20 protein-coding genes are annotated in these 21477 nt (G+C 70.0%); 12 read left to right on the top strand and 8 right to left on the bottom strand.

The window, feature by feature from the left end:
* Positions 1 to 12: 12 nt before the first annotated feature.
* The 5 genes from OG841_RS31375 to OG841_RS31355 are packed head-to-tail and all read left to right on the top strand — an operon-like array spanning position 13 to position 4003.
* Positions 13 to 681: a DedA family protein gene (locus tag OG841_RS31375; protein ID WP_371567414.1), complete on the top strand. Its 669-nt coding sequence runs from the start codon at positions 13 to 15 to the stop codon at positions 679 to 681.
* Complete coding sequence (locus OG841_RS31370) at positions 678 to 1283, top strand: phosphatase PAP2 family protein (RefSeq protein ID WP_328638312.1); 606 nt, start codon at positions 678 to 680, stop codon at positions 1281 to 1283. The genes OG841_RS31375 and OG841_RS31370 overlap by 4 nt, the downstream gene beginning before the upstream one ends.
* Complete coding sequence (locus OG841_RS31365) at positions 1280 to 1990, top strand: phosphatase PAP2 family protein (RefSeq protein ID WP_328638313.1); 711 nt, start codon at positions 1280 to 1282, stop codon at positions 1988 to 1990. The genes OG841_RS31370 and OG841_RS31365 overlap by 4 nt, the downstream gene beginning before the upstream one ends.
* Positions 1965 to 2627, top strand: coding sequence for a response regulator transcription factor (locus OG841_RS31360; protein WP_328638314.1), 663 nt, complete (start codon positions 1965 to 1967; stop codon positions 2625 to 2627). The genes OG841_RS31365 and OG841_RS31360 overlap by 26 nt, the downstream gene beginning before the upstream one ends.
* Entirely contained in the window at positions 2624 to 4003 is a 1380-nt protein-coding gene (locus tag OG841_RS31355; RefSeq protein WP_371567411.1) for a sensor histidine kinase, read from the top strand. The genes OG841_RS31360 and OG841_RS31355 overlap by 4 nt, the downstream gene beginning before the upstream one ends.
* Before the next feature lie 37 nt (positions 4004 to 4040).
* On the opposite strand, the gene OG841_RS31350 is transcribed toward OG841_RS31355, so the two are convergent.
* The gene (locus OG841_RS31350; RefSeq protein ID WP_371567409.1) at positions 4041 to 4502 is read right to left on the bottom strand and encodes an ATP-binding protein; all 462 of its coding nucleotides are present in this window, start codon (positions 4500 to 4502) and stop codon (positions 4041 to 4043) included.
* A 218-nt stretch (positions 4503 to 4720) separates the two neighbouring features.
* Complete coding sequence (locus OG841_RS31345; protein WP_371567407.1) at positions 4721 to 5560, bottom strand: COG4705 family protein; 840 nt, start codon at positions 5558 to 5560, stop codon at positions 4721 to 4723.
* Between the two features lie 169 nt (positions 5561 to 5729).
* Here OG841_RS31345 and OG841_RS31340 point away from each other — a divergent pair, with 169 nt between their 5' ends.
* Positions 5730 to 6806, top strand: coding sequence for a sodium-dependent transporter (locus OG841_RS31340; RefSeq protein WP_371567405.1), 1077 nt, complete (start codon positions 5730 to 5732; stop codon positions 6804 to 6806).
* 176 nt (positions 6807 to 6982) lie between these two features.
* On the opposite strand, the gene OG841_RS31335 is transcribed toward OG841_RS31340, so the two are convergent.
* Together OG841_RS31335 and OG841_RS31330 are read right to left on the bottom strand one after the other, a co-directional pair.
* Positions 6983 to 7672 carry a response regulator gene (locus tag OG841_RS31335; RefSeq protein ID WP_371567403.1) on the bottom strand — a complete coding sequence of 230 codons (690 nt, stop codon included), beginning with the start codon at positions 7670 to 7672 and terminating at the stop codon, positions 6983 to 6985.
* Positions 7669 to 9333, bottom strand: a complete 1665-nt coding sequence (locus OG841_RS31330) for a sensor histidine kinase (RefSeq protein ID WP_328638319.1) — start codon at positions 9331 to 9333, stop codon at positions 7669 to 7671. Before OG841_RS31330 ends, OG841_RS31335 begins: the two co-directional genes overlap by 4 nt.
* A 236-nt stretch (positions 9334 to 9569) precedes the next feature.
* Between OG841_RS31330 and OG841_RS31325 the strand changes: the two genes are divergently transcribed.
* The 3 genes from OG841_RS31325 to OG841_RS31315 are packed head-to-tail and all read left to right on the top strand — an operon-like array spanning position 9570 to position 12456.
* Positions 9570 to 10430: an ABC transporter ATP-binding protein gene (locus OG841_RS31325; RefSeq protein WP_371567401.1), complete on the top strand. Its 861-nt coding sequence runs from the start codon at positions 9570 to 9572 to the stop codon at positions 10428 to 10430.
* Positions 10427 to 11308: an ABC transporter permease gene (locus OG841_RS31320; protein ID WP_371567399.1), complete on the top strand. Its 882-nt coding sequence runs from the start codon at positions 10427 to 10429 to the stop codon at positions 11306 to 11308. The genes OG841_RS31325 and OG841_RS31320 overlap by 4 nt, the downstream gene beginning before the upstream one ends.
* A 59-nt stretch (positions 11309 to 11367) precedes the next feature.
* Positions 11368 to 12456, top strand: coding sequence for an ABC transporter substrate-binding protein (locus OG841_RS31315; protein ID WP_371567398.1), 1089 nt, complete (start codon positions 11368 to 11370; stop codon positions 12454 to 12456).
* Between the two features lie 400 nt (positions 12457 to 12856).
* On the opposite strand, the gene OG841_RS31310 is transcribed toward OG841_RS31315, so the two are convergent.
* The gene (locus OG841_RS31310; protein ID WP_328638323.1) at positions 12857 to 14506 is read right to left on the bottom strand and encodes an alkaline phosphatase family protein; all 1650 of its coding nucleotides are present in this window, start codon (positions 14504 to 14506) and stop codon (positions 12857 to 12859) included.
* Between the two features lie 407 nt (positions 14507 to 14913).
* On the opposite strand from OG841_RS31310, the gene OG841_RS31305 reads away from it, so the two are divergent.
* Positions 14914 to 15309 (top strand): winged helix-turn-helix domain-containing protein, encoded by a 396-nt coding sequence (locus OG841_RS31305; RefSeq protein WP_328638324.1) that lies wholly within the window; start codon positions 14914 to 14916, stop codon positions 15307 to 15309.
* 174 nt (positions 15310 to 15483) lie between these two features.
* A complete protein-coding gene (locus OG841_RS31300; protein WP_328638325.1) occupies positions 15484 to 16311 on the top strand; it encodes an ABC transporter permease in 828 nt (275 codons plus the stop codon).
* A 94-nt stretch (positions 16312 to 16405) separates the two neighbouring features.
* Here the strand turns inward: OG841_RS31300 and OG841_RS31295 are convergent, their stop codons facing one another.
* The gene (locus OG841_RS31295) at positions 16406 to 17338 is read right to left on the bottom strand and encodes a lysylphosphatidylglycerol synthase transmembrane domain-containing protein (RefSeq protein ID WP_365115316.1); all 933 of its coding nucleotides are present in this window, start codon (positions 17336 to 17338) and stop codon (positions 16406 to 16408) included.
* Positions 17339 to 17349: 11 nt separating this feature from the next.
* The gene (locus OG841_RS31290; RefSeq protein WP_328638327.1) at positions 17350 to 18837 is read right to left on the bottom strand and encodes a hypothetical protein; all 1488 of its coding nucleotides are present in this window, start codon (positions 18835 to 18837) and stop codon (positions 17350 to 17352) included.
* 185 nt (positions 18838 to 19022) lie between these two features.
* On the opposite strand from OG841_RS31290, the gene OG841_RS31285 reads away from it, so the two are divergent.
* A complete protein-coding gene (locus OG841_RS31285; protein WP_328638328.1) occupies positions 19023 to 19814 on the top strand; it encodes a COG4705 family protein in 792 nt (263 codons plus the stop codon).
* Positions 19815 to 20191: 377 nt separating this feature from the next.
* Here the strand turns inward: OG841_RS31285 and OG841_RS31280 are convergent, their stop codons facing one another.
* Positions 20192 to 21463, bottom strand: coding sequence for a COG4705 family protein (locus tag OG841_RS31280; RefSeq protein ID WP_365115314.1), 1272 nt, complete (start codon positions 21461 to 21463; stop codon positions 20192 to 20194).
* Positions 21464 to 21477: the final 14 nt, after the last annotated feature.

Raw genomic sequence — 21477 nt, 5'->3', positions numbered from 1 at the left:
GGCGCCCTCGCCATGACCACACCGATCCATCCGGCATCCCAGCTGGCCGTGAACGTACTGGACGCTCATTCGCTGCTGGCGGCGTTCGGCGTGCTGGGCGTCGGGGTGGTGATGTTCGCCGAGACAGGACTGCTGGTCGGCTTCTTCCTGCCGGGCGACTCGCTGCTCTTCACCGCCGGTCTGCTGTGCACGGGCTCGGCGGAGTCGCGTGTGCACCTGGCGCTGGGACCGCTCCTGGTCGCGGCTGCGGCCGGCGCCCTGGCCGGGGCGCAGTGCGGCTATGTGCTCGGCAGGAAGGCAGGTGGAGCACTGCTGGCCCGTAGCCGCTCGCAGCGTCTGCGCGAGGGTGCGAAACGCGCCGAGGAACTGCTGGAGCGATACGGACACGCGAAGGCGATCACGCTGGCCCGTTTCGTGCCAGTGGTGCGGACCGTACTCAATCCGATGGCCGGCGCGCTGGAGGTACCGGTGCGCACGTTCACGTTGTGGCAGATCGTCGGCGGCCTCGTGTGGAGCCTCGGACTCACCCTCGCGGGGTACGCGCTGGGCTTGTCGATCCCGAACGTCGACCGCTACCTGCTCCCGCTGGTGGCGTTGATCATTTTCGTGTCGCTCACCCCCCTGGCTGCCGAGGTGTACAGGGCTCGGCGGGATGGCCGGCCCGAGGGAGGACGCAGGTGATCATGGCTTTCGACGGGTCGTCTGTCGACGGCACCGCGTATCTGGATGTGGTGCGTCTGGCCCGGCATGCGCCGGCCTGGCTGGGCGGAGCGGTGTCGTTCTGGTCGACGTACGGGCTCGCGGTGTTCGCCGTGCTCGCGGTAGTGGGCTGGTGGTTCGCTCGGCGGGGTGGGGATGCGGCGGCGGTGAGGGCGCTGGCCGTACCGGTGGTCGTGGTCGTCGCGTATGGCGTGGATGCCCTGACGAAGCTGGCGGTGCGCGAGGACCGGCCGTGCCAGAGCCTTCGGGTGAAGACCCTGGAGGCGTGTCCGGCGCCCGGCGACTGGTCCTTCCCCAGCAACCACGCGGCGATCGCGGCCGCCGCCGCCGTGGCCCTGCTCTTCGTCTCGCCTCGGCTTGGGGCGGTCGCGACCGTGGCGGCACTGGCGATGGCGGTCTCGCGGGTGTGGGTCGGCGCGCACTATCCGCACGACGTCGTGGCAGGCGTGCTGGTCGGTGGCCTCGTCGCACTGATGGCGATGCTCGTGCTGCGACGGTGGTCGCGATCGGGGGACCGATGGGTCGGCTCTGGCCGCCTGCGTCGGCTGCTGAGCGCCCCATGAAGCGGCGCGACGCCGCCGACCTGGCTGGGACGGTCGGTCTCGGCGCTTGGGTGGCGTTCGGCGTCCTCACGATAGTGGTGATCGGCCAGAATGGCGCTCAGCTGTGGCCGGACGACGGTTTCCTGACCTGGTCGCTCGGCCATCGGCCGGACGTCGCCGGGGCTCTGGCCCGAGGGGTGACCGATACCGGCAGCGGTGCCGTCCCCTACATCCTCGCCGTGGTGGCCGGCGTGGTCGCGGGACGAACCGTGCGGCGACGGATGGGGGCGGCCGCACTGGGCCTTGCCTGTCTGGGAGCCGGTCAGGCGCTGCGCTACGGGGTGATGGAAATCGTCCAGCGGCCGCGTCCCGCCCGTACCGACTGGGCGGCGTCCGCGGGCGGCTGGGCGTTCCCCTCGGGACACACCACCACAGCGACCCTCACTGCCGGGCTGCTGATCGTCACGGTCTCACTGCGCGCCCCACACGGCGCCACCCCACTCCGGGTCGTCATCGGGTGCTGGGGCGGGCTGGTGGGCCTGTCCCGGGTCTATCTCGGCGTGCACTGGTTCACCGACGTCATCGGCGGCTGGCTGTTCGCCACCGGATGGCTCGGAGTGTGCCTGTACGCGATGGCCCGATGGCTGCCCGCATCGTTCTTCTCTGGTACGCCCCATGCGCCGGACAATCCGACGGAGGATCATGCGCCACAAGATCCTGGTCGTTGAGGACGATCACGCCCTGCGTGACGTGCTGCGTCGCGGCCTGCTCGACGAGGATTTCGACCCCGTGCCCGCCGCCGACGGCGCCACCGCTCTGCGGCTGGCCACCGACGACATCGCGGCCGTCGTCCTGGACGTCGGGCTGCCCGACGCGGACGGCCGGGACGTCTGCCAGGCGCTGCGCGCGGGCGGGTTCGCCGCCCCGATCATCTTCCTGACGGCCCGCCATCACCTCACCGACCGGTTGTCCGGGTTCTCCGCCGGAGCCGACGACTACCTGCCCAAGCCGTTCCATCTCGCCGAACTCGTCGCCCGGCTGAGGGCCGCACTCAAACGGGCCGCACCTCCGGCCGTGGCCACCGCCGGTGACCTGGTCCTGGACGCGACCCGGCACAGCGCGCGCGTCGGCGACGACCACATCGACCTGTCTCCCACGGAGTTCCGTCTGCTGGCCACGCTCATGGCCGCGGGCGGGACCCTCGTGTCCCGCCGCAACCTGGTCAGGGCCGCCTGGCCGGACGGCGCCCAGGTCAGCGACAACACCCTCGACCAGTATCTGAGCCGACTGCGCCGCAAGCTGCGCGAAGCGGGCAGCGGTCTCGCCCTCACCACGACACGCGGGATCGGGCACCGGCTGTCATGAACCGGCTCGCACGCCGTCTGGCGCCCCGCACGCTGCGCGGTCGGCTCTCGCTCGTGGCGCTGACCACCGCCGCGCTCCTGATGACCGTACTGACCGTCGTGTTCAACACCGCGATGGACCGGCACCTCCAGCACCAGGCCGACGACGAACTACGCAACCGCGCCGCCGCCGTCGCCACCACCGTCGACACCAGCGGGCCCCGAGTGCGGGTCCTGGAGACCGCCAACGACAGCCTGCTCGACGCGAACGTGTGGATCTACACCGGGACACGGCTGCTGGAGAAACCGCCGTCCGCCGCGGCCGACAGTGCGCTGACCCAGGCCGCCGACCGGCTCGCCGCGCGGGCCAGGCCGGTCTGCGCGACCGTGCACACCGGCAACCCCCGTTTCGTCCGCCTGTGCTCCCAACCCGTGTCCGGCCCACGCAGCACCGCCACCGTCATCACGGCCGTGGATCTCGCCCCTTACCGCAACTCCGCCGGCACCCTGCTGTCGGGCTCCCTGATCCTGGACGCTGTCATGCTCGCGTGCACCTACGCGCTGACGCGGCTGGCCGTCGGACGGGCGCTGCGCCCCGTGCGCACCATGACCGACCAGGCCACCCAGTGGAGCGCCGTCGGTTCCGACCAGCGATTCGGCGCCGAGGACCAGCCGGCCGAACTGGCCCGCCTGGGCACCTCGTTGGATGCACTGCTGGACCGCATCCGCACCGTGCTGCGCCACGAGCAGCAGCTGACCGGGGAGTTGTCCCACGAACTGCGCACCCCGCTGACCCGGATCGTCGCCGAGCTCGACTGGTGGCGGGCCCGCCCGCGCTCGGCCGACGAGACCGCAGCCACCCACGAGGTGATCGCGGAGGCCGCCCAGTCCATGCGCACCATCTGCGACACGCTGTTGAACGACGCCCGCGAAGGCGCGCAGAACACCACCACGACCATAGGTGCCACCGCTGTCGCTCCCGTGCTGCGACGGCTGGTCGAGGACCTCGACACACGAAAGCAGCTGAAGACCGCCCTCGACGTGCCGGACCAGCAGTTCGAGGCGGGCGTCACCTCCGCCCTTCTCGAACGCATCGTCAGCCCGCTGCTGGCCAACGCCGCTCGCTACGCCGGCTCCACGGTGACCGTGTCTGCAAGGCAGGTGCCCGGCGGCGGCGTCCGCATCGATGTCACCGACGACGGTCCTGGCGTACCGGAGGAATTCCTCGACGATCTCTTCCAGCCCGGCCGGCGCGCGGACTTGGGCGACGGGCACGACGGGGCGGGCCTGGGACTGCCGCTCGCGCGGCGCCTGGCCCGCGCCGTCGGCGGCGAGGTCTCCCACGACCCCGAGCACACACCCGGAGCACGCTTCCTGGTCGACCTGCCCGCCGGATGACGTGATTCAGACGGCCCGCCAGCGGCTCGATGAATGCTCACATCACGTGACCGGCGGGACTCCCGCCGGGATCGTCAGCCAGCGTGATCGCGGCCATGATGCGCTTGCCCACGGGTTCACGTCGCATCTCGAAGCTCCGGCACGCGCCGATCACGATCTCCAGCCCGTGCTGCCCGACCCGGCCCGGATCAGGACTCTGAGCCACCGGCAGCGTCGGATCGGTGTCCCACACGCTGACCTCCACGGCACCGTCGCGGATCTCCAGGTCCAGCAGACACGGGCCGGGCGCGTATTTGTGCGCGTTGGTCACCAGCTCGCTGACCACGAGTTGCACCATGCCCATCGCACGGTCCGACAACGGGATTCCGTGCACAGCCTGCACCTCGGTCAGGAAGATACGTGCGGCATCCCGGGCTTCCGCAACCGGCCCACTGCCGGCGAAGGTCAAAGCCGACAGTATCGGGCGGCTGGCCAGTGGCAGATCTTCGTTTTCGGGCACCACTGGACCACACCGCCACCCTCGTCCTGAGCAACACGGCTAAGGCCCCTCGAATACCCCCGAAATCACGCCACACACCACGGTCAGAAGCGTCCCTCACCGCCGCCACAGTCCCGGCGATCCCGCGAGAACCAAGCCTGTGACCTGCACGTTCAGGCCACATCCTTCATAGGCAGGTAGTTGTCGGAGCGCATCCTGAACGCCTGCAGTGTGCCTGCTCAGGCTGCGTTTCGGGCGGTGTGCTGCGGCTGCGCCACGTCCTTGCGGGTCACCGAGAGGTACACGACCAGGCCGAGGATGACCGTGAGGAACAACGCGCTGGTGATGACGGTGCCCAGGCCCAGGCCGCCGTCTCCGCCGGGCTGGGAGAGGTAGTCGCCGATGGACGCGCCGAGCGGACGGGTGAGGATGTAGGCGATCCAGAAGCTCCACACCGCGTCCAGGCCGAGCTCGAAGTGGGCGAGGGCGACTGCGGCGATGGCCAGGCCGAACAGGACCGCGGAGAGCCAGTAGCCCAGGTCCATGCGCTCCGAGACCAGGTCACCGGCCGCGGTGCCGAGGGCGAAGGTGAAGAGCACGGCGAGCCAGTAGTAGGACTCGCGGCTCATGGTGTCGATGTGGTGGATGGACAGGGTCCGCTCGCGCCGGTACCAGACCACGAAGACGATCGCCAGGACGACCGCGAAGACGGTGGTGCTGGCCTCCAGCGGTACGCCCATGTTGTCGGCGAGGTTGTCGCTGATCAGCGTGCCGACGACGCTGATCAGGGCGACGGCGAGCCAGTACACCCCCGCACGGTAGGCGGTGGTACGGAACTGCACCACCAGGACGACCGCCAGCAGGGCGCTCATCAGCACCGACACACCGGTCAGGCCGAGACCGGCCTTCTCGTTGAGCAGGTCGGCCGCCGTCTCGCCGACCGTCGTGCACAGCACCTTGATGACCCAGAAGTAGGCCGTGACTTCGGGCACCTTGTTCCAGCCCAGTCGGCGACCGGAGGGCGACACCTGGGTGTCGCCCTCCGAGGGCGCGAGCGTCTGTGAGGTCTCGTATGTCATGAGGCGCGACCGTGCCACGGGATACCTGAACGCATCCTGACTGCCGTGCGTCATCGGCTGCCCCATCCGCGTCACCCGAGCACTATGAGTGCCATGACGATTCATGATCACGGCTCCTGCATAGCGGCGTTCCGCTCCGTCCCCTCCGCCGCCACGGAAGAAGGCCGCCTTGAACCGTCCGACTGCCTCCCCACCACCTGCCGACCGGGTGACGGCCTGGCTGCGCCGTCGGCTCGGCCGGGCCGTGGTGCTGTCCTACGTCGCCGCCCTCCTCCTGCCCGGCCCCGGCCTGTGGCTGCGCCGCGACCACACCGTGCCCATCGGCACCCTCACCGGCCTGCCCCTGAGCACCGCCCCCCTACTTCTGTCCCTGGTGCTCTTCTCCGCCGGAATCCAGGTACCCGTCCGCGAACTGGGCCGCCTGCTCCGCAAGCCGATCGCCCTGGTGGCCGGGCTGGTCCTCCACCTCGCCATCCCGCTCCTGGTCATCCCCGTCGTCGCGTTCGGACTGCACCGCACCCCGGACAGCGACGGCGGCAGCGGACTGATCACCGCGATGATCCTGATCGTGGCGATGCCTGTGGCCGCCGGAGCCACCGTCTGGACCGGCAAGGGTGACGGCGACCAGCCCGCCATGGTGGGACTCGTCCTCGCCTCCACCCTCCTCAGCCCGCTCACCATCCCGCTGGTCATCACCACTTTGATGCCGCTCCTCGACGGCGGTCACGCGGACACGCTCGCAACGACCGGCCGCACGGCCGGCGGCGGCTTCGCCCTCGTCACCGTGGTCCTCCCCTGTACAGCCGGCATCCTGTTCCGCCTCGTACTGCCGACGGCTTGGCTCAGCCGGGCCCTGCGCGTGATCGTGCCCGTGGCGCTGACCGGATCGCTCGTCCTGACCTACGTCAACGCCAGTGGCGCCCTGGGCTCCTTCCTCGCGCATCCGCGCCCGCTGCTGTTCGGCGCGGCACTGGTCGTGGCGGCGCTCGTCTGCCTGCTGTCCTTCGTGCTGGGCCGGACCGCCGCGCGGCTCCTGCGCCTGGACGCCCCCGCCTCGTCCTCGCTGACCCTCGCCTGCGGGATGAACAACAGCAGCGCGAGCGCGGTCCTGATCACCACCGCACTGCCCGACAAACCGCACCTGCTCCTGCCGGTGCTCGCCTACGGGCTGCTGCAGAAGACAGCCGCGAGCCGGGTTGTTCGGACAGCGGGTCGCCGGCACCCGCCCTGCCCTGCATCACCGTGAACACCGCTCTCGGCGACGGGCAGCAGCATGAACGCGGTGGAAGGACACGCACCAAGGCGTAGGACCCGCCCAGGAATACGGCGACTTCACCACCGTGGCCGATGGCAGAAGCCGAGACAGCGCCCAACCCGCCACTTGCCGTCGGCTCGACCGGCTCGGCAGACGAAAGCGCCCGCTCAGTGCGCGATGCGGTACAGGTGCTCGGGACGGCCGGTGGCCCCGTAGCGAAGTTCGAGACGCACCATGCCCTCCCGGACGAGGTACGAGAGGTACCGCTGGGCCGTGGCGCGGGAGACGCCGGTGAGTTCGGCGGCCTGGGCCGCGGACAGGGCATCGGGGGTGGTGCGGAGGACCTGGTGCAGGAGGGCCAGGGTAGGGGCGGAGTGCCCCTTGGCCGGGACCCGGGGAACGGCCGGTGGCCGGGCGGCGCTGAAGAGGGCGTCCACGTCGGCCTGGTCGGTCCGGGGAGCCTGGCCGAGGGCGTCCACGCGGTGCTGGAGTTCGCGGTAGGCGGTGAGCCGCTCGGCCAGGTCGGCGGAGCCGAACGGCTTGACCACGTAACCCACCGCGCCGAGCTTCATGGCGGTCCGTACCGAGGTGATGTCCCTGTCGGCGGTGATCATGATCGCGTCGGGGCGGGCGCCTCCCTCGTCTCCACTGAGCTGCCGCAGCACGTCGAGTCCGCTGCCGTCCGGCAGGAAGACGTCGAGGAGCAGCAGGTCGGGGTGGAGGGTGCGCACCGCGTCGAGCGTCTCGGCCACGGTCGACGCCCGGCCGACCACCTCGAAGCCCTCGACGCGGGACGCGTAGTCGCAGTGGATGTGGCTGACGCGGAAATCGTCTTCCACCACCAGGGTCCGGATCATCCGCGATCACCCCCTGTCAGCGAGGCCGTCGTGAACTGTGCGTCCCTTGGTACGGGAGTGGCCTCCGGTAGCGGCAGCATGACGGTGAAGACCGCGCCCGGCCCCTCGCTGACCGTGATCGTCCCGCCGTGCCGCTGTGTCAGCCGGTGGACGAGGGCCAGCCCCAGCCCGCGCCGGGCGGTGCCACGGTCGGGCCGGGTCGACCAGCCGTCCTCGAAGATCGACTCGGCGGCGCCCGACGGAATCCCCGGGCCGCTGTCCGCGACCCGCACCATCACCAAATCGACGGCCTCGATCAGCGAAAGCTCCACCTCGCGGCCACCCGTCGGAGGCGGTCCGTCGGCCGCCGCGTCGATCGCGTTGTCCAGCAGATTGCCGACGATGGTCAGCAGCCGGCGCAGATGCGGCGGGTCCTCGCCGAGCGCGGAGTCCTCACTGAGCACCATCCGTACCCCGCGTTCCGCGGCCACCGTGGTCTTGGCGACGATCAGCCCCACGAGCAGCGCGTTCCCGATCCGTTCGCGTACGGACTCGGTCAACGCCTGGTCGGCGCCGGCCGACTCGACGGCGTACTCGTAGGCGGCGTCGTGGTCGCCGATGTCGAGCAGCCCGGCCACGGTGTGCATGCGGTTGGTGAACTCGTGCTGCTGGGCGCGCAGGGCGTCGGTCAGCCCGCGCACCGAGTCCAGTTCGCGCAGCAGCCCGACCAGCTCGGTGCGGTCGCGTACGGTGACCACCGCGCCCAGCTCCCGGCCGTGCAGCGTCACCGGCATCCGGTTGACCACCAGGCAGTGGTCGTCGGTCAGCACGTTGAGGTCGGTTCCGGTCAGGGTGCCGTCCAGGGCCCGGCGAAGCCGCCCGTCGGGCAGCACCTCCTCGAGCCTGCTTCCGAGCGCCGTCCCGAGACCGATCAGGTCGCGGGCCTCGTCGTTGACCACGGTGATCCGGCCGTCGGGATCGAATGCGATCACGCCTTCCCGGATGCCGTGCAGCATGGCCTCGCGATCCTGGAGCAGTCCGGCGATCTCCTCCAGCTCCAGCCCGAAGGTCGACCGCTTCAGCCGCCTGGCCAGCAGGAACGCCGCCGCCGAGCCAAGCGCGACGGCTATCGCGGCATACAGGCCGAAGGTAGGCAGCTCCCGCCACAGCTCGCCGAGCACATCGCGTTCCGGTATACCGGCCGACACCTCGCCGACCAGCTTCCCGCTGGGCCCGTACAGCGGAGCCTTGCCGTTGGCGGACCGCCCGGTCGCACCCTGGTCGGAGCCCACGTGGGTGCGGCCGTCCAGCACCACGATCGGATCGCCCACCGGCTCGCCGATCAGCGCCGCGTCCGGGTGCGAGTGGCGGATGCCATGCAGGTCGATCACGACCACGTACGACGCTCCCGACGCCTTCCGGATCCGTTCGGCCACGCGCTGCACGATGTCGCCGCCACCGCCGTACTCCACGGCCTGCTTGATCTGCGGCTCGGCGGCGGTGGTCTGCGCGATGTCCAGTGCCCGCTGCTCGTAGGCACGGTCGATCTCGCCCCGCTGGGCGAAAGCGAACAGCACGAAACCGATGACTCCCGTGAGGGCCAGAATGGCCAGTTGGCTGGCCAGGATCCGCGCGGAGAGCCTCCCGTTCCCGCCGCGGCCGATCCGGATACGGATGGGCATCACAGGTGCCTACGCCCTTGTCGTGCTGCCGGGCCCGACCCCTTCGCCGTACCCGTGGTGGCGTGATTGTGTCCCACCGGGGCCACTCTGCCCACCCCCCGGCCGGCCGAGCAGAACGCGCAGAACCCCTCTTAACACGACTAACGCGAGATACGTCTGAAACAGCGACGTAACCCCGGACGGCCTTTAGCGTCTGCCTTCCTCGACCTCCGAGGTCAGGAAGGAGACAGCCTCAGATGGCTTCACGAAACGATGTCGCGACGAGCCCAGGCGCCCAGAAGACCGGCCGGGACAGCGCACGAGTCGAGATTTCAGGACTCACCAAACGGTTTCTGACTCCCGCGGGTGAGGTGTTCACGGCGCTGCAGGACGTTTCGTTCACTGTGGAGCCTGGCCAGTTCTGTGCGGTGGTGGGCCCCACCGGCTGCGGCAAGTCGACGACGCTGAGCATGGTGTCCGGGCTCGACCGGCCCAGTGAGGGCTCGGTCAAGGTCGGCGGCCGTGAGGTGGACGGCGTCACCGACGGCGTCAGCTTCATGTTCCAGACCGACGCGCTGCTGCCCTGGAAGACGGTCCTCGGCAACGTCCTGATGGGCCCGGTCTTCCGCAAGGTGCCCAAGCAGCAGGCCCAGGCATCGGCACGCGACTGGCTGCGCCGGGTGGGCCTGACGGGGTTCGAGGACCGCTACCCGCACCAGCTCTCCGGCGGCATGCGCAAGCGCGTGGCGATGGCCGCGGCGCTGATCAACGAACCCCAGATCCTGATCATGGACGAGCCGTTCGGCGCCCTGGACGTGCAGACCAAGGCGATCATGTCGACCGAACTGCTCGGCCTGTGGGAGCAGATCCGCCCGTCGGTCATCTTCATCACCCACGACCTCGACGAGGCCGTGGCGCTCGCCGACCGGGTCGTCGTCATGACGTCCGGCCCCGGCTCGGTCAAGGCGGTCTTCGACATCGACCTGCCGCGTCCGCGCGGCGCGGTCCAGGAGATCCGCTTCCAGCCCCGCTTCATCGAACTTCAGCACCAGATCTGGGACTGCCTGCGCGAGGAGGTGGAGCGCGCCTACGCACGCACCGCAGGAGGTACGGCATGAGTACGACGTCCACCGTCTCCAACACCCCGATCGAGGACGGATTCAAGGTCTCGGCCACGGCCGCCGCCAAGAGCGCCGTCCGGCGGCGCACCGCCCTGGTGTGGGCGGGTCGCATCGGTCTCGCGGTCTTCGTCCTCGGCGGCTGGCAGGCCTTCACCGCCTGGGGGATCGTCGACAAGTTCTTCTTCGGGCAGCCGTCCGGCATCGCCCAGCGGCTGGTCGACCTGTTCCGGCACGGCACCGAGTTCGGGTCGTTCTACGCCAACATCTGGACCACGATCCAGGAGGCGCTCGCCGGCTTCGCCCTCGGGGCCGTGACGGGGGTGGTCTTCGGCGTCGCGCTCGGCCAGAGCCGCTTTCTCGCCGACGTGCTGGGCCCCTACATCAAGATGGTCAACGCGATCCCGCGGATCGTCCTCGGCTCGATCTTCATCGTCGCGTTCGGCATCGGTGTGCTGCCGAAGATCCTGCTCGCCGCGGTGCTGGTGTTCTTCATCGTCTTCTTCAACGCCTTCCAGGGCGTCCGCGAGGTCGACCGCAACATCCTCGCCAACACCAAGGTCCTCGGCGCCTCGCAGCTGCAGATCATCCGGCATGTCACCGTGCCCTCCGCGCTCACCTGGATCATCGCCAGCCTGCACAGCGCCTTCGGCTTCGCCATCGTCGGCGCGCTGGTCGGCGAGGTGCTGGGCGCGCAGAGCGGACTCGGCCTGGTCATCAAGACCGCGCAGAACAACTTCGACCCCAACGGCGTGTTCGCCACGATGCTCGTCATCTCGGTCATCGTGCTCGGCGCCGAGTGGCTGATCGGCAAGCTCGAACACCGGCTGCTGTCCTGGCGCCCGCCGGCCCCGACCGAGGCCGCCAACACCATCTGACACCCCAGCCCTTCCCCCCTCCTTCACCGAACACCCTCAGCAAAGGAACGTGATCAGTCATGTCCAGACGACCCGCCGCCGTCGCCGCGTCCGTCCTCGCCGTTCTCGCCCTCGGCACCACCAGCGCCTGTTCCGGCAACTCCTCGGCCTCGACCAGCAGCTCGGGCTCCACGCCGACCGTCAAGCTCATGGCCGGCGGCCTCGACAAGCAGATCTACCTGCCGTACCAGCTCGCCCAGCAGCTCGGCTACTACAAGAAGTACGGCGTCAACGTCGAACTGAGCACCGAGCAGGACGGCGGCGTCGGCGCCGAGGACGCCATGGCCTCCGGGCAGGTGGACATGGCCGGCGCCTGGTACGTCCACACCATCGACTTCCAGGTGAAGGGCAAGGCGGTCGAGAGCCTCGTCCAGTTGTCCGGCGCGCCGGGCGAGCGGGAGATGTGCGTCCCGAAGAGCGGCGTCCACTCCGGCGCGGACTTCAAGGGGAAGACACTCGGCGTCACCGACATCGGGTCCGGCACCGACACTCTCACCCAGTTCATCGGCGCACAGAAGGGCGTCAAGGCCGGCCAGTTCAGCCGGATCGGCGTCAGCCAGGGCTCCACGGCCATCGCCGCGCTGCAGAACGGCAAGACCGCCTGCGTCATGACGACGCAGCCGACGGTGGCCGCGATCGAGAAGAAGGGCATCGGCACCTCCGCGATCGACCTGGCCACCACCGCCGGCGCCAGGAAGGCGCTCGGCGGCACCTGGCCGGCAGCGACCGTCCTCGCCCAGACCAGCTGGGTCAACTCGCACAAGGACGCTGCGCAGAAGGTCGTCGACGCGCTCGTCGCCACCATGCACTGGATCAACACGCACAGCGCGGCCGACATCGCGAACAAGCTCCCGCAGTCGTACGTGTCGAACCAGTTGGTCACCAAGGCCGACTACATCAAGGCCCTGGACCAGGACAAGGGACAGTTCCTCCCGGACGGCATCATGCCGGCCGGCGGCCCGAAGACCGTCCTGGCGACCGAGGAACTCGTCGGCCACGCGACCTCGAAGGTGAACCTCGGCACGACCTTCACCAATGAGTTCGCTCTGAAGGCCAACAAGATAGAGGGCTTCAAGACCACCACGACCCCGGCAGGACCGACCGGCTGAACTCCTACCCGGCGCAATGCCGCCCACGTGGCCTCCACCTGGGCGGCCCGCACGGCCCCCGGTGAATCGTGGCCGCGACGGCGCCGTCATGGCCGGTTGCTCGGTGCGGACCATGAGCGGGCGGGCCCGACCGCGAGCACCGCCCACGCCCGCCCGACCCCACGACCTGCCTACAGCGTCCACGGTCACGACTGCCGGTCTGCCGTCGGAACCGAGACGATCTGCGACTGACGCAGGGGCCCTGCACGAGGCGTTCCCTGCGCTGCCGACCGCCGAGCGGTCGTCATCCCGAAGTTTCCGAGCCCCCGAAACGAACGAGGTCGGCAGATCTGTTGCTCCATCGCTGCCGACCACGCGCCGGTGCGCCCCACCCGCGTCAGGCCGGGGTGCACCGGACTGGTCAGCGGACAGGCAGCGCAGTGGTGTGTTCCTCGCGCACGGCCTGCAGCGAGCGGGGGTCGAGACCGAGCAGGCTCAGGATCGTCGGTGCGATCTGCTTGGTCTGCACGCTCGCGGAGTCGCGCACGCCGCCTGGAACCGAGGCGCCGGACACGACCAACGGGACGTCGAGGTCGTCGGCGTGGGCGCCGCCGTGCTCGGCGATCTTCTTGGTACCGCTGGTGTAGACGACGCCGTACTGCGCGACGCCGAAGACGTCCGGGACACGGGCGTCGCCGGCTTCGACGTGGAAGTAGCGGGCCGCGGCCTTCCCGGCGTAGACCTTGCTGAGCCCGCTGCGGGTGAAGGCCTTGGGTGCGGCGTTGATGTCGGTGCCGGTGCCGCTCTGCTCGAGCAGGTACTTCTTGGCGAAGTCGGTGGCGGCTTGCGAGCGGTCGGTCAGCCAGAGCAGCATCGCGTCGTCGTCCACGGAGTGCGCGACCAGGTCGCCGGCCAAGGGATGGAGCTTCTTCCAGGCGGCGTTGAGGCCGTCCAGGAGCGGGCCGTCGTCGACCCGGATGAGCGCGGTGGGGTCGGTGGGCGACTGGCCGTGCTTGGCGGACAGGATGATCGTGGTGCTGCCGGCCAGGTGCCGCTCGGCGATCTCAGAAGTCAGGGCACCGATCTGGGCGTTGACGAAGTCCAGGTTCTTCGTCAGCAGCGGTCCGGGCACGTTCTTGGCGGTGTAGCCGCCTTGGAGGCCGTCGGAGGCCGGCAGCTTCTGCGCGGTGGAGACCGACTGGAAGTTGAGGCCGAAGATCGCCGGGGTGCCGACCTTGTGGGTGCGGCTGTGGTCGTAGCCGTCGATCTCGTTGAGGACGGCCTTCACCTTGTAGCCGTCGTACTGCTCGGTGGCCTGGTTGTCCTTGGTCCAGTCGTTGCCGGCCGGGTAGCCGAGGGCGTCGCTGTTGATCTCCGGCGTGAACAGGTCCTGGATGCCGGTGCCCGAGGGCCCGTTGAGGATTTCGTAGGCTGCGTGCTTGTCCGACCACGCAGTGCGCAGACCCGCGCTGCGGGCCACCTCGAAGACGGTGTTCACCTTGAGGTAGGAGTGCGGGTAGACCGGCGTGCAGGTCTTGGGGTCGACCGGCAGCTTGGAGGCGTTGATCAGGCTCGACGGGTTGCCCGTCATCGACAGGATGCTGTCGGGCAGGCCGGTGATGCCCTGACCGGCGTCGATGGATGCCTGGTTCTTGTCCAGGTCCTCCGTGAGGTCCACCTCGACACCGGGCTTGACGGCCTTGCAGCTGGTGGTCCCGGCGGGCAGGAGCGACGCGTTGTAGGTGTCGTCGTAGTAGACGCCGGTGGTGCCGGGACCGCCACCGGTCGCCTGGGCGACCATGCCGGGGAAGGAGTCGGACGGCGTGGTGGTCTTGGCGTGGGTGTACTCCACACCACCGCCGACCAGCCGGGCCAGCGCGGAATCCGGGTGCCGGGAGACGTACCAGGCCAGGTCCGACTGGTGCAGACCGTCGACCGAGATCAGCAGAACGTGCCTGGCGGGGGCCTGGTGGTGGGAGGCGGCGAACGCCGAAGGCTGGACGGCGGACACGCCGGTCAGGGCTCCGGCAGCAGCGAAAACGGCTGCGAGTCTGACATAACTTCTGGACATCTGTGCATCTCCCGGCTCTTTGGGGCGATTCGAGCGCCGGGCCCATCAGAGTCGCGCCTTGCATACCGGAAACGGCGCATGTGTGAACGCACACGGAAGAAGCGGTCGTGTCTTCATCAAGCAGGTCTGCGATTCTTCAAAACGGAGGGACGTCCACAGACCCGGCGAGCAGCCCGGCCCGTTCGCCACCCGGGCGGGCGTCGTCAACGGGATGAGGCCGTCGACCGTCGGCGACAACGGCTGGGTTCGGTCTGAGCGACGAGCTCGGCGTCCGTTCCGACCAGGCTTCGAGTTCGCCACAGCCGGGGCCCTTCGGCACGCGCGACCCCGAGAGCCACGAACTGCACAGATGCCGGTCAAGGTCCCGACCGGCGTCTTCGATCCGCCACCCGCCAGCCTCTCGGTCCGTGCTGCTCGCCCGGCTGCGAGCGCATCTGCGGCGGCAGGCAGTGGCTGCCCCGGTCCGGAAGCCGGTGCGGCTGGGCGATCTGGTCGTCGACTTCTCCGCTCGGCGATGCACGCTGCACGGTGTCGAAATCCCCCTGCGGGCCAAAGAGTTCGACCTGCTCGTGGTGCTGGCCGAGCGGGTCGGCGAGGCGGTGTCGGGGGAGACGTTGATGGCCGAGGTATGGGACGAGAACTGGTTCGGCCCCACCAAGACTCTCGACGCGACGATGGCGGGCCTGCGACGCAGACTGACCGACGCGGTGCAGGCCGGGGGCGGTCCTGTCCGACTACCGGAGATCACCACGCTGCGAGGGCACGGATACAGGCTGGAACGGCAGCCGGATCAGGTGGATTGAGAACGGCCGTCGGCGCCCGGCTGGATGTGAGCGGCTGCCAGTGATCATCCGGCACATCGCGAGGGCTCGGCCCGCGCAGCGTCGACGTAGACTGCCTTGCTGGCAACAGGTGCGCGGTCTGGCTGATTGCACGGCACCACCCGGCCCAGGCAGCGGCTCCTTCAGGTGGGGAACGTGACGTCGAGTGCGGCATCCCTCGTCCCGGTCAACATCACCCTCGGCGTCCTCCTCGCCGCTCTGATCCTGGCGGCGGCGGTGGTCGCGGGACGGTTCCATCTCGACCCGCACCCGTACAAGAGCCGAGCCCGGGAGATCCTTGTCGCCGGACTGAGGGCCGCAGCCCAGCTGGCCGTCGTGTCGGTGGTCATCGCGTGGGCCGTCAAGTCCGTGCCAGGGCTGTTCGCGTTCCTTGTCGTCATGTTCTCGGTGGCGGTGCGCACGGCCGGACGGAGAATCACCAGCGACCACACCTGGTGGTTCACGGCCGCCCCGATCGCCGCCGGCGTGATGCCGGTCGTCGCGGCACTGCTGCTGACGGGGCTCGTCCCGCTGCGAGGCATAGCACTGATCCCGATCACGGGCATCCTCATCGGCGGCGCACTCACCGTGACCGTCCTTGCCGGACGTCGTGCCCTGGACGAACTGACCCAGCGCCACGGGGAAGTGGAAGCCGCGATGGCCCTGGGCTTCCTGGACCGGGACGCACGGATGGAGATCGCCCGCCCCGCGGCATCAGAGGCACTCCTGCCCGGCCTGGACCAGACTCGGACGGTCGGGTTGGTCACCCTTCCCGGTGCTTTCGTCGGCATGCTGATGGCAGGGGCGAGTCCCGTGATGGCCGGGGCGGTGCAGTTGTTCGTCCTGATCGCGCTCATGGCAGTGCAGTCCGTCGCGGTCGCGGTGACGCTCGAACTCGTCGCCCGCCATCACCTGCACCGCCCGCTACCCGGCGCGCCGACCGGATCGCCACGCAAGGCAAGGCGGCCGATGAAACGTCCATGAGCCGTTCAGGACTTGCTCAAGGTCGCAGCGTCGAGCACGTACGTCGCCACAGGCGGTGCTGCTGATGTGTGGGGCAGCGAGCACCGCCACCGGTTCAGAGCGCCGACCGGCGGGCAAGCCACCCCAGGACCAGCAGTCCCGGTGCCATCGGCAGCCATCCGGTGAGCAGGCGGTAGCCGATGACCGCCGAGATCGCCGTCTGCCCCGGTGCTCCGGCGGCCGTGAGCGCGAAGGCGAGCGCGGCGTCCAGCGACCCCAGTCCACCGGGCGTGGGAAGCAGGGCCGCCGCCCCGCTGGCAACCAGGTACGCCATCACCACGTGGCTCGTGGGCAACGCGAGACCGAGCGCATGGACGACGGCCACGACCACGCCGGCGTGCAGCAACGCGAACGCGACCGAGCCGCCCCACAGTGCGCAGGCCCGCCCCCGGGAGCGATGCACCTCCCGCACGTCGGTCACGGCTCGCCCCACCGCCCGCCTGAGCCGACCGCTGGCCACCACCACCAGCACGACGGCTGCCGCCGCCACCGGCGCCAGGACCAGCACGTGTGGGACCCGTGCCGACAGTGGGACAGCGCCCGGTGATGCCACCAGCAGGACGACGCCCAGCACGCACCGGACGATCCCGCCGACAGCCGCCTTCACGGCCAGCGCGGTCGCCGAGCGCCTGGTGGACAGGCCGCACCGCGTCAGGAACCGCAGGTTGACCAAGCTCGCCCCGGCCCCTGCGGGCAGGATGTGGTTGGCGGCGCACGCCGCGAACTGAGCGGCCACGAGCCGTCCCTTCGGCAACCGCTCGACGACCGCCCCCTGCTGCGCCACAGCCGCGCACACCCACGTGGCGACAGTGGCGAAGCAGGCGAGCACCAGCCACTCCCCGTCGGCGGCGGCCAGTTGGTCGGTACCGCTGTCGAGGGTGGCCCGGTGCGCCGCGAGCATGCCGCCGGCGAGGACGAGCACCGCGAGGGTGATGCCCAGCCGGACGTAGTGGCGCCTGCCCGCGGTCACGGTCACGCTGTCGGACACCGTCGCCACGGTCACCGCCCCTGCCGGACGAAGGGAGCGACGTAGGCGTGGAGGACGCCGGCCCGCTCCATGGACCAGGTGCGCGCGTAGCCGGGCGGACGGTCGCCGGGCTGGGCGAGGACGGCGACAGTGGTCCGGCGGGCGGCCCGGGCCAGTGCGGCCGCGCTGATGCTGGTGTCGTGGCCGTCGGTCTGCGCCGAGCCACAACCGGCGTAGAAGGCGATGGGCACGGCCTCGTAGCCGCTGAGCAGGCACGGGGGCCGTACGCCGAGCGTGTGCAGGGCTGAGGCGGTGCGGGACCAGTTGTCACGGTGGGCAGCGGAACTGTGCAGAGTGTGTTCCAGGACGACGTACTGCACGGCCAGATGAGCCGCCAGGCAGGCCGAGACCAGGCTCACGGCGACGGCACGCGCGCTCCCCCGAGTCGGGGCGCTGACCAGGTGAGCGAGGCCATGGGCGACGGGGAGAGCGAGCAAGGCGTAGGCGGGCAGCAGGAAGCGGGGGGCCGCGTAGCCGATGAGGAACAGGTAGGGGACGGCGGCCGTGACCGCGCAGGCCAGCGGCAGCAGGACGGGCAGGGCGCGGCGGGCGCGGACGGCGGTGAGCGCGCCGAGCACGGCCAGGACGGGCAGCGCGAACCACCACAGGGTCACCAGCGCGTTGGGGACCGATCCGGTGCAGGGACGGCAGAGGGTACGCCCGCCGAGACTGCGCAGCTGGTCGACCACCGCCAGATGCCAGCCGAGGCCGCCCTGGATGCGGGAGGCGTCGGAGAGGCGTTGCGCAAGGCCCCCGTAGCTCAGGTACGCCTCGATCACCCACTCACCAGCGCCGGCCAGCAGACCGGCGGCCAGTACGGCGAGCAGGCGGGGGCGGCGCAGGGCGAGAGCGAGCAGGGGGACCACCACGTAGACGGCGTCCATCGGGCGCATCCACGCCATCAGTGCCGCGCCCGCGAGCACGCCCCACCAGGCTGCCCGATCCCCTGCGTTGGCGCGGACGCGCAGGAAGGAGCCGACGCAGGCCAGCGCGCCGACGGCGACCCAGTAGTTGGGCATGGCCTGCGGGCCGTAGAACAGCGTCACCCACAGGGAGGCGAACAGCGCGCCCGCCAGCGCCAGGACGCGCGGCATGACGTGGGCTCGCCAGACGCGCAGGCCGAAGTAGAGGCCCAGCCCGGAGAGAACCGCCAGGTAGACCCTCAGAAGGGCGGTGGAGTCGGACCACGACGCGATCGGCGCGGCAAGCAGAGAGATGCCGCGGGCGCGGGGCGCACTGAAGAAGGCGGCGGGAACCTGTCCGCTGACCTGGCTGACGTAGACCGTCTCGTCCCAGCCGAGACCAAGATCCGGTCGTACGAGGACGAGCTGGGCCAGCGTGAAAGCCCCCGCGACGGCCGCGAGCCAAGATTCGCCCCACCGGCGCCGAGGACGGGCCGTCCACGGTGGGAAGCCGGTGCGAGTGGCACCGGTCATCGTGACGTTCGAGCCGTCGGCCATCCCGCACCTTTCGTCGTCACGCGCCCCGGAACCATGTACTCCTACGTTTCGTAGGAGGCCATTTCACCGTACGGTTCGCCGGTGAGAGGCGGGTGAGAAGAAGTCCGAACGGCGTAGTGCCAAGCAGCCGCTGCCCCGCGAAGCGTTCAGGTTGCGTTCATGCTCGAAGTGCGATCGTGCGGATCATGACCGCAGAGCCTGTCCTCGATGAACGCCCCCTCGCCCCCGTACGCCAACTGGCAAACAAGGTGCCGGAGGTGACCGTCTATTTCTGGGTCATCAAGGTGCTGACCACCGGCATGGGCGAGACGGCGTCGGACCTCCTGGCCCGCACGCTCGGCCCGATCCCGGCGGTGGCGCTCGGCGGCCTCGCCCTGGTGGCGTCCCTGGCCGTGCAGTTCACGCTCCGCCGGTACGTCGCCTGGGCCTACTGGACCGCCGTCGTCATGGTCAGCGTTTTCGGCACCATGGCCGCCGATGTCCTCCACGTCGGCCTCGGCGTGCCGTACGCCGTCTCGACGCCGGCGTTCCTCGTCGTACTGGCCGCGGTCTTCGCCCTCTGGTACGCGAGCGAGCGGGCCCTCTCCATCCACACGATCCGGACCCGGCGCCGCGAGGCGTTCTACTGGGCGGCCGTCCTCGCCACCTTCGCCCTCGGCACCGCCACGGGCGATCTCACCGCCACCGTCGGCTTCGGCTACCTGGGCTCGGTCGCCCTCTTCGCAGCCGCCATCTGCGTACCCGCCCTGGCCCACCGCTTCGGGGCCCTCGGCGCGGTGACCGCCTTCTGGACCGCCTATGTCATCACCCGCCCCCTCGGAGCCTCCCTCGCCGACTGGATGGCCCTCCCCCACACCCGCGGCGGCCTCGCCCTCGGCCTGGCACCGGTCACCCTCGCGTGGACGGTGGCGATCATCGGATTCGTCGGCTACCTGGCCGTGTCACAACGCGACAGGGGCGCGCACACCGCGTCGTGAAGTAGGACCGCGCAACTCCCGACAGAGCCGGGTGGCGCAGCCGATCAAGGCACCGGAATCCGCAGGTCGGGAGATGGTTTGCACCCCCGGCGTACGGTGTCGGCCCGGTGTGCTCAGTCGGGCCGGCGCTCTGTGGCCTCTCGCCAAGAAGTTCCAGCGAGCGGAATCGCCATCTCCTCGGAAGCACGGCTGACCATGTGGGAGGTCGTTCGGCCGCAAGCCAGCCAAAAGGATTCCCGGCTGCGGTGGTGGCTCACTGTGAGACACGGGGCGGTCGGAGCCATCAACACCGGCTTCGCCCCCCAACGGAGTTCGCGGATACGCCCGGCCGGCGCAGGCGACTCGCCACCTCCGCCGGCCGGGCGTGGGGTGGCCTGTCAGCCCATGTCCGTCAGGAGGGCGTTCAGTTCCTTCTCCTGCTGCGCGGGCGGCATGGGCGGGTTCGAGTGATCGATGCCGAAAGTCCCCAGCACCTTGTCCATCTGGGCGTCGATGGAGGTCCAGCCGGTCTGGTCCAGCGGCTGCAGCGAGGCCTGGTCGGCATCCCACAGGTCACGCAGCGACTGTGCGGCCGTGTGCGCACCCTTCGCGTTCCCGGAGCGGGCGTCCTTGAGCGAGGCGGAGGCGAGGGTCTTCAGGGCGGTGACCTGGGCGGGCGGGAATTTCTTCACCGCCACGCCGGGGGCCATCTGGACGGCGGAGGTGTTGTCGGCCTCCGGCGCGGGGCCGGTGTGCGGCTGGCTGTGGGCCCAGATCAGCAGGCTCGTGGTGGCGACGGCGAGCAGTCCGAAGCCGGCCAGACCGACGCGCTCCTTTCGCAGGTTGCCGGTGGCGTGGGCGGCGTGGGTGGCGTCGTGGGTCTCGGTCACGTCCGAGCGCGTCACCGTCAGGTAGACCACCGTCGCCAGGATCAGGCCGAGGAAGATCAGGCTGGTGGTGAAGGTGCCCAGTGCGATGCCGGTCGGCTCGCCCGGCTGAGCGACCTTCGGGGAGGCGAGCCAGTCGCCGATGTTCGCGCCCAGCGGGCGGGTCAGGATGTAGGCGAGCCAGAAGGACAGCACCGGGTTCGCGCCGAACTTCCACAGCAGCGTGATCGCCGCGATGAGGCCGAGCGGCAGCAGCACCGAGGCGCCCGGGCTCCAGCCGGTCAGCTCCAGGGTCCAGTCGCCGGTCGCGGTGCCGAGCGCGAAGGTGACGAGAACGGCGAGCCAGTAGAACGACTCACGCGGAAGCGTCGTGACCGAGTGGATCGACAGCGTGCGCTCGCGCAGCCACCACACGCCGAAGACCACCGCGAGCAGCACCGAGAACACCGCGGAGCTGATCCACAGCGGCACGTTGAGCTGGTCGGTCAGGATGTCGGTGTACAGGGTGCCCGTGACGCTGACAACGACCACGGTCAGCCAGTACGGGAACGGCACGTACCGCTTCAGCCGCAGCTGGACCGCCAGGACCACGACGAACACCGCGGTGAAGATCCAGGCCGTGTTCACCAGGCCGACGCCCAGCTTCATGTTGATCCAGTCGGCGAAGCTCTCACCCACAGTGGTGCACAGGATCTTGATCACCCAGAACCAGATGGTGACCTCGGGGACCTTGTTGAGCATGAGGGGCCCGCTGCGCGTGCGCTCTTCCGTTGTCGTTGTCATGCGGCCAGGTTTAC

The organism is Streptomyces canus (assembly GCF_041435015.1).
GTDB lineage: Bacteria > Actinomycetota > Actinomycetes > Streptomycetales > Streptomycetaceae > Streptomyces > Streptomyces canus_G.
The sequence above is the reverse complement of the archived record's forward strand: the minus strand, read 5'-3'. Positions and strand labels throughout refer to the sequence as shown.

Excerpts from the sequence above, each read along its gene's own strand:
- OG841_RS31280 (WP_365115314.1), bottom strand. The coding sequence starts at position 21,463 with ATGACAACGACAACGGAAGAGCGCACGCGCAGCGGGCCCCTCATGCTC.
- OG841_RS31345 (WP_371567407.1), bottom strand. The coding sequence starts at position 5,560 with ATGACATACGAGACCTCACAGACGCTCGCGCCCTCGGAGGGCGACACC.
- OG841_RS31290 (WP_328638327.1), bottom strand. The coding sequence starts at position 18,837 with ATGGCCGACGGCTCGAACGTCACGATGACCGGTGCCACTCGCACCGGC.
- OG841_RS31365 (WP_328638313.1), top strand. The coding sequence starts at position 1,280 with ATGAAGCGGCGCGACGCCGCCGACCTGGCTGGGACGGTCGGTCTCGGC.
- OG841_RS31360 (WP_328638314.1), top strand. The coding sequence starts at position 1,965 with ATGCGCCACAAGATCCTGGTCGTTGAGGACGATCACGCCCTGCGTGAC.
- OG841_RS31355 (WP_371567411.1), top strand. The coding sequence starts at position 2,624 with ATGAACCGGCTCGCACGCCGTCTGGCGCCCCGCACGCTGCGCGGTCGG.
- OG841_RS31325 (WP_371567401.1), top strand. The coding sequence starts at position 9,570 with ATGGCTTCACGAAACGATGTCGCGACGAGCCCAGGCGCCCAGAAGACC.
- OG841_RS31285 (WP_328638328.1), top strand. The coding sequence starts at position 19,023 with ATGACCGCAGAGCCTGTCCTCGATGAACGCCCCCTCGCCCCCGTACGC.
- OG841_RS31330 (WP_328638319.1), bottom strand. The coding sequence starts at position 9,333 with ATGCCCATCCGTATCCGGATCGGCCGCGGCGGGAACGGGAGGCTCTCC.
- OG841_RS31310 (WP_328638323.1), bottom strand. The coding sequence starts at position 14,506 with ATGTCCAGAAGTTATGTCAGACTCGCAGCCGTTTTCGCTGCTGCCGGA.
- OG841_RS31335 (WP_371567403.1), bottom strand. The coding sequence starts at position 7,672 with ATGATCCGGACCCTGGTGGTGGAAGACGATTTCCGCGTCAGCCACATC.
- OG841_RS31320 (WP_371567399.1), top strand. The coding sequence starts at position 10,427 with ATGAGTACGACGTCCACCGTCTCCAACACCCCGATCGAGGACGGATTC.
- OG841_RS31315 (WP_371567398.1), top strand. The coding sequence starts at position 11,368 with ATGTCCAGACGACCCGCCGCCGTCGCCGCGTCCGTCCTCGCCGTTCTC.
- OG841_RS31375 (WP_371567414.1), top strand. The coding sequence starts at position 13 with ATGACCACACCGATCCATCCGGCATCCCAGCTGGCCGTGAACGTACTG.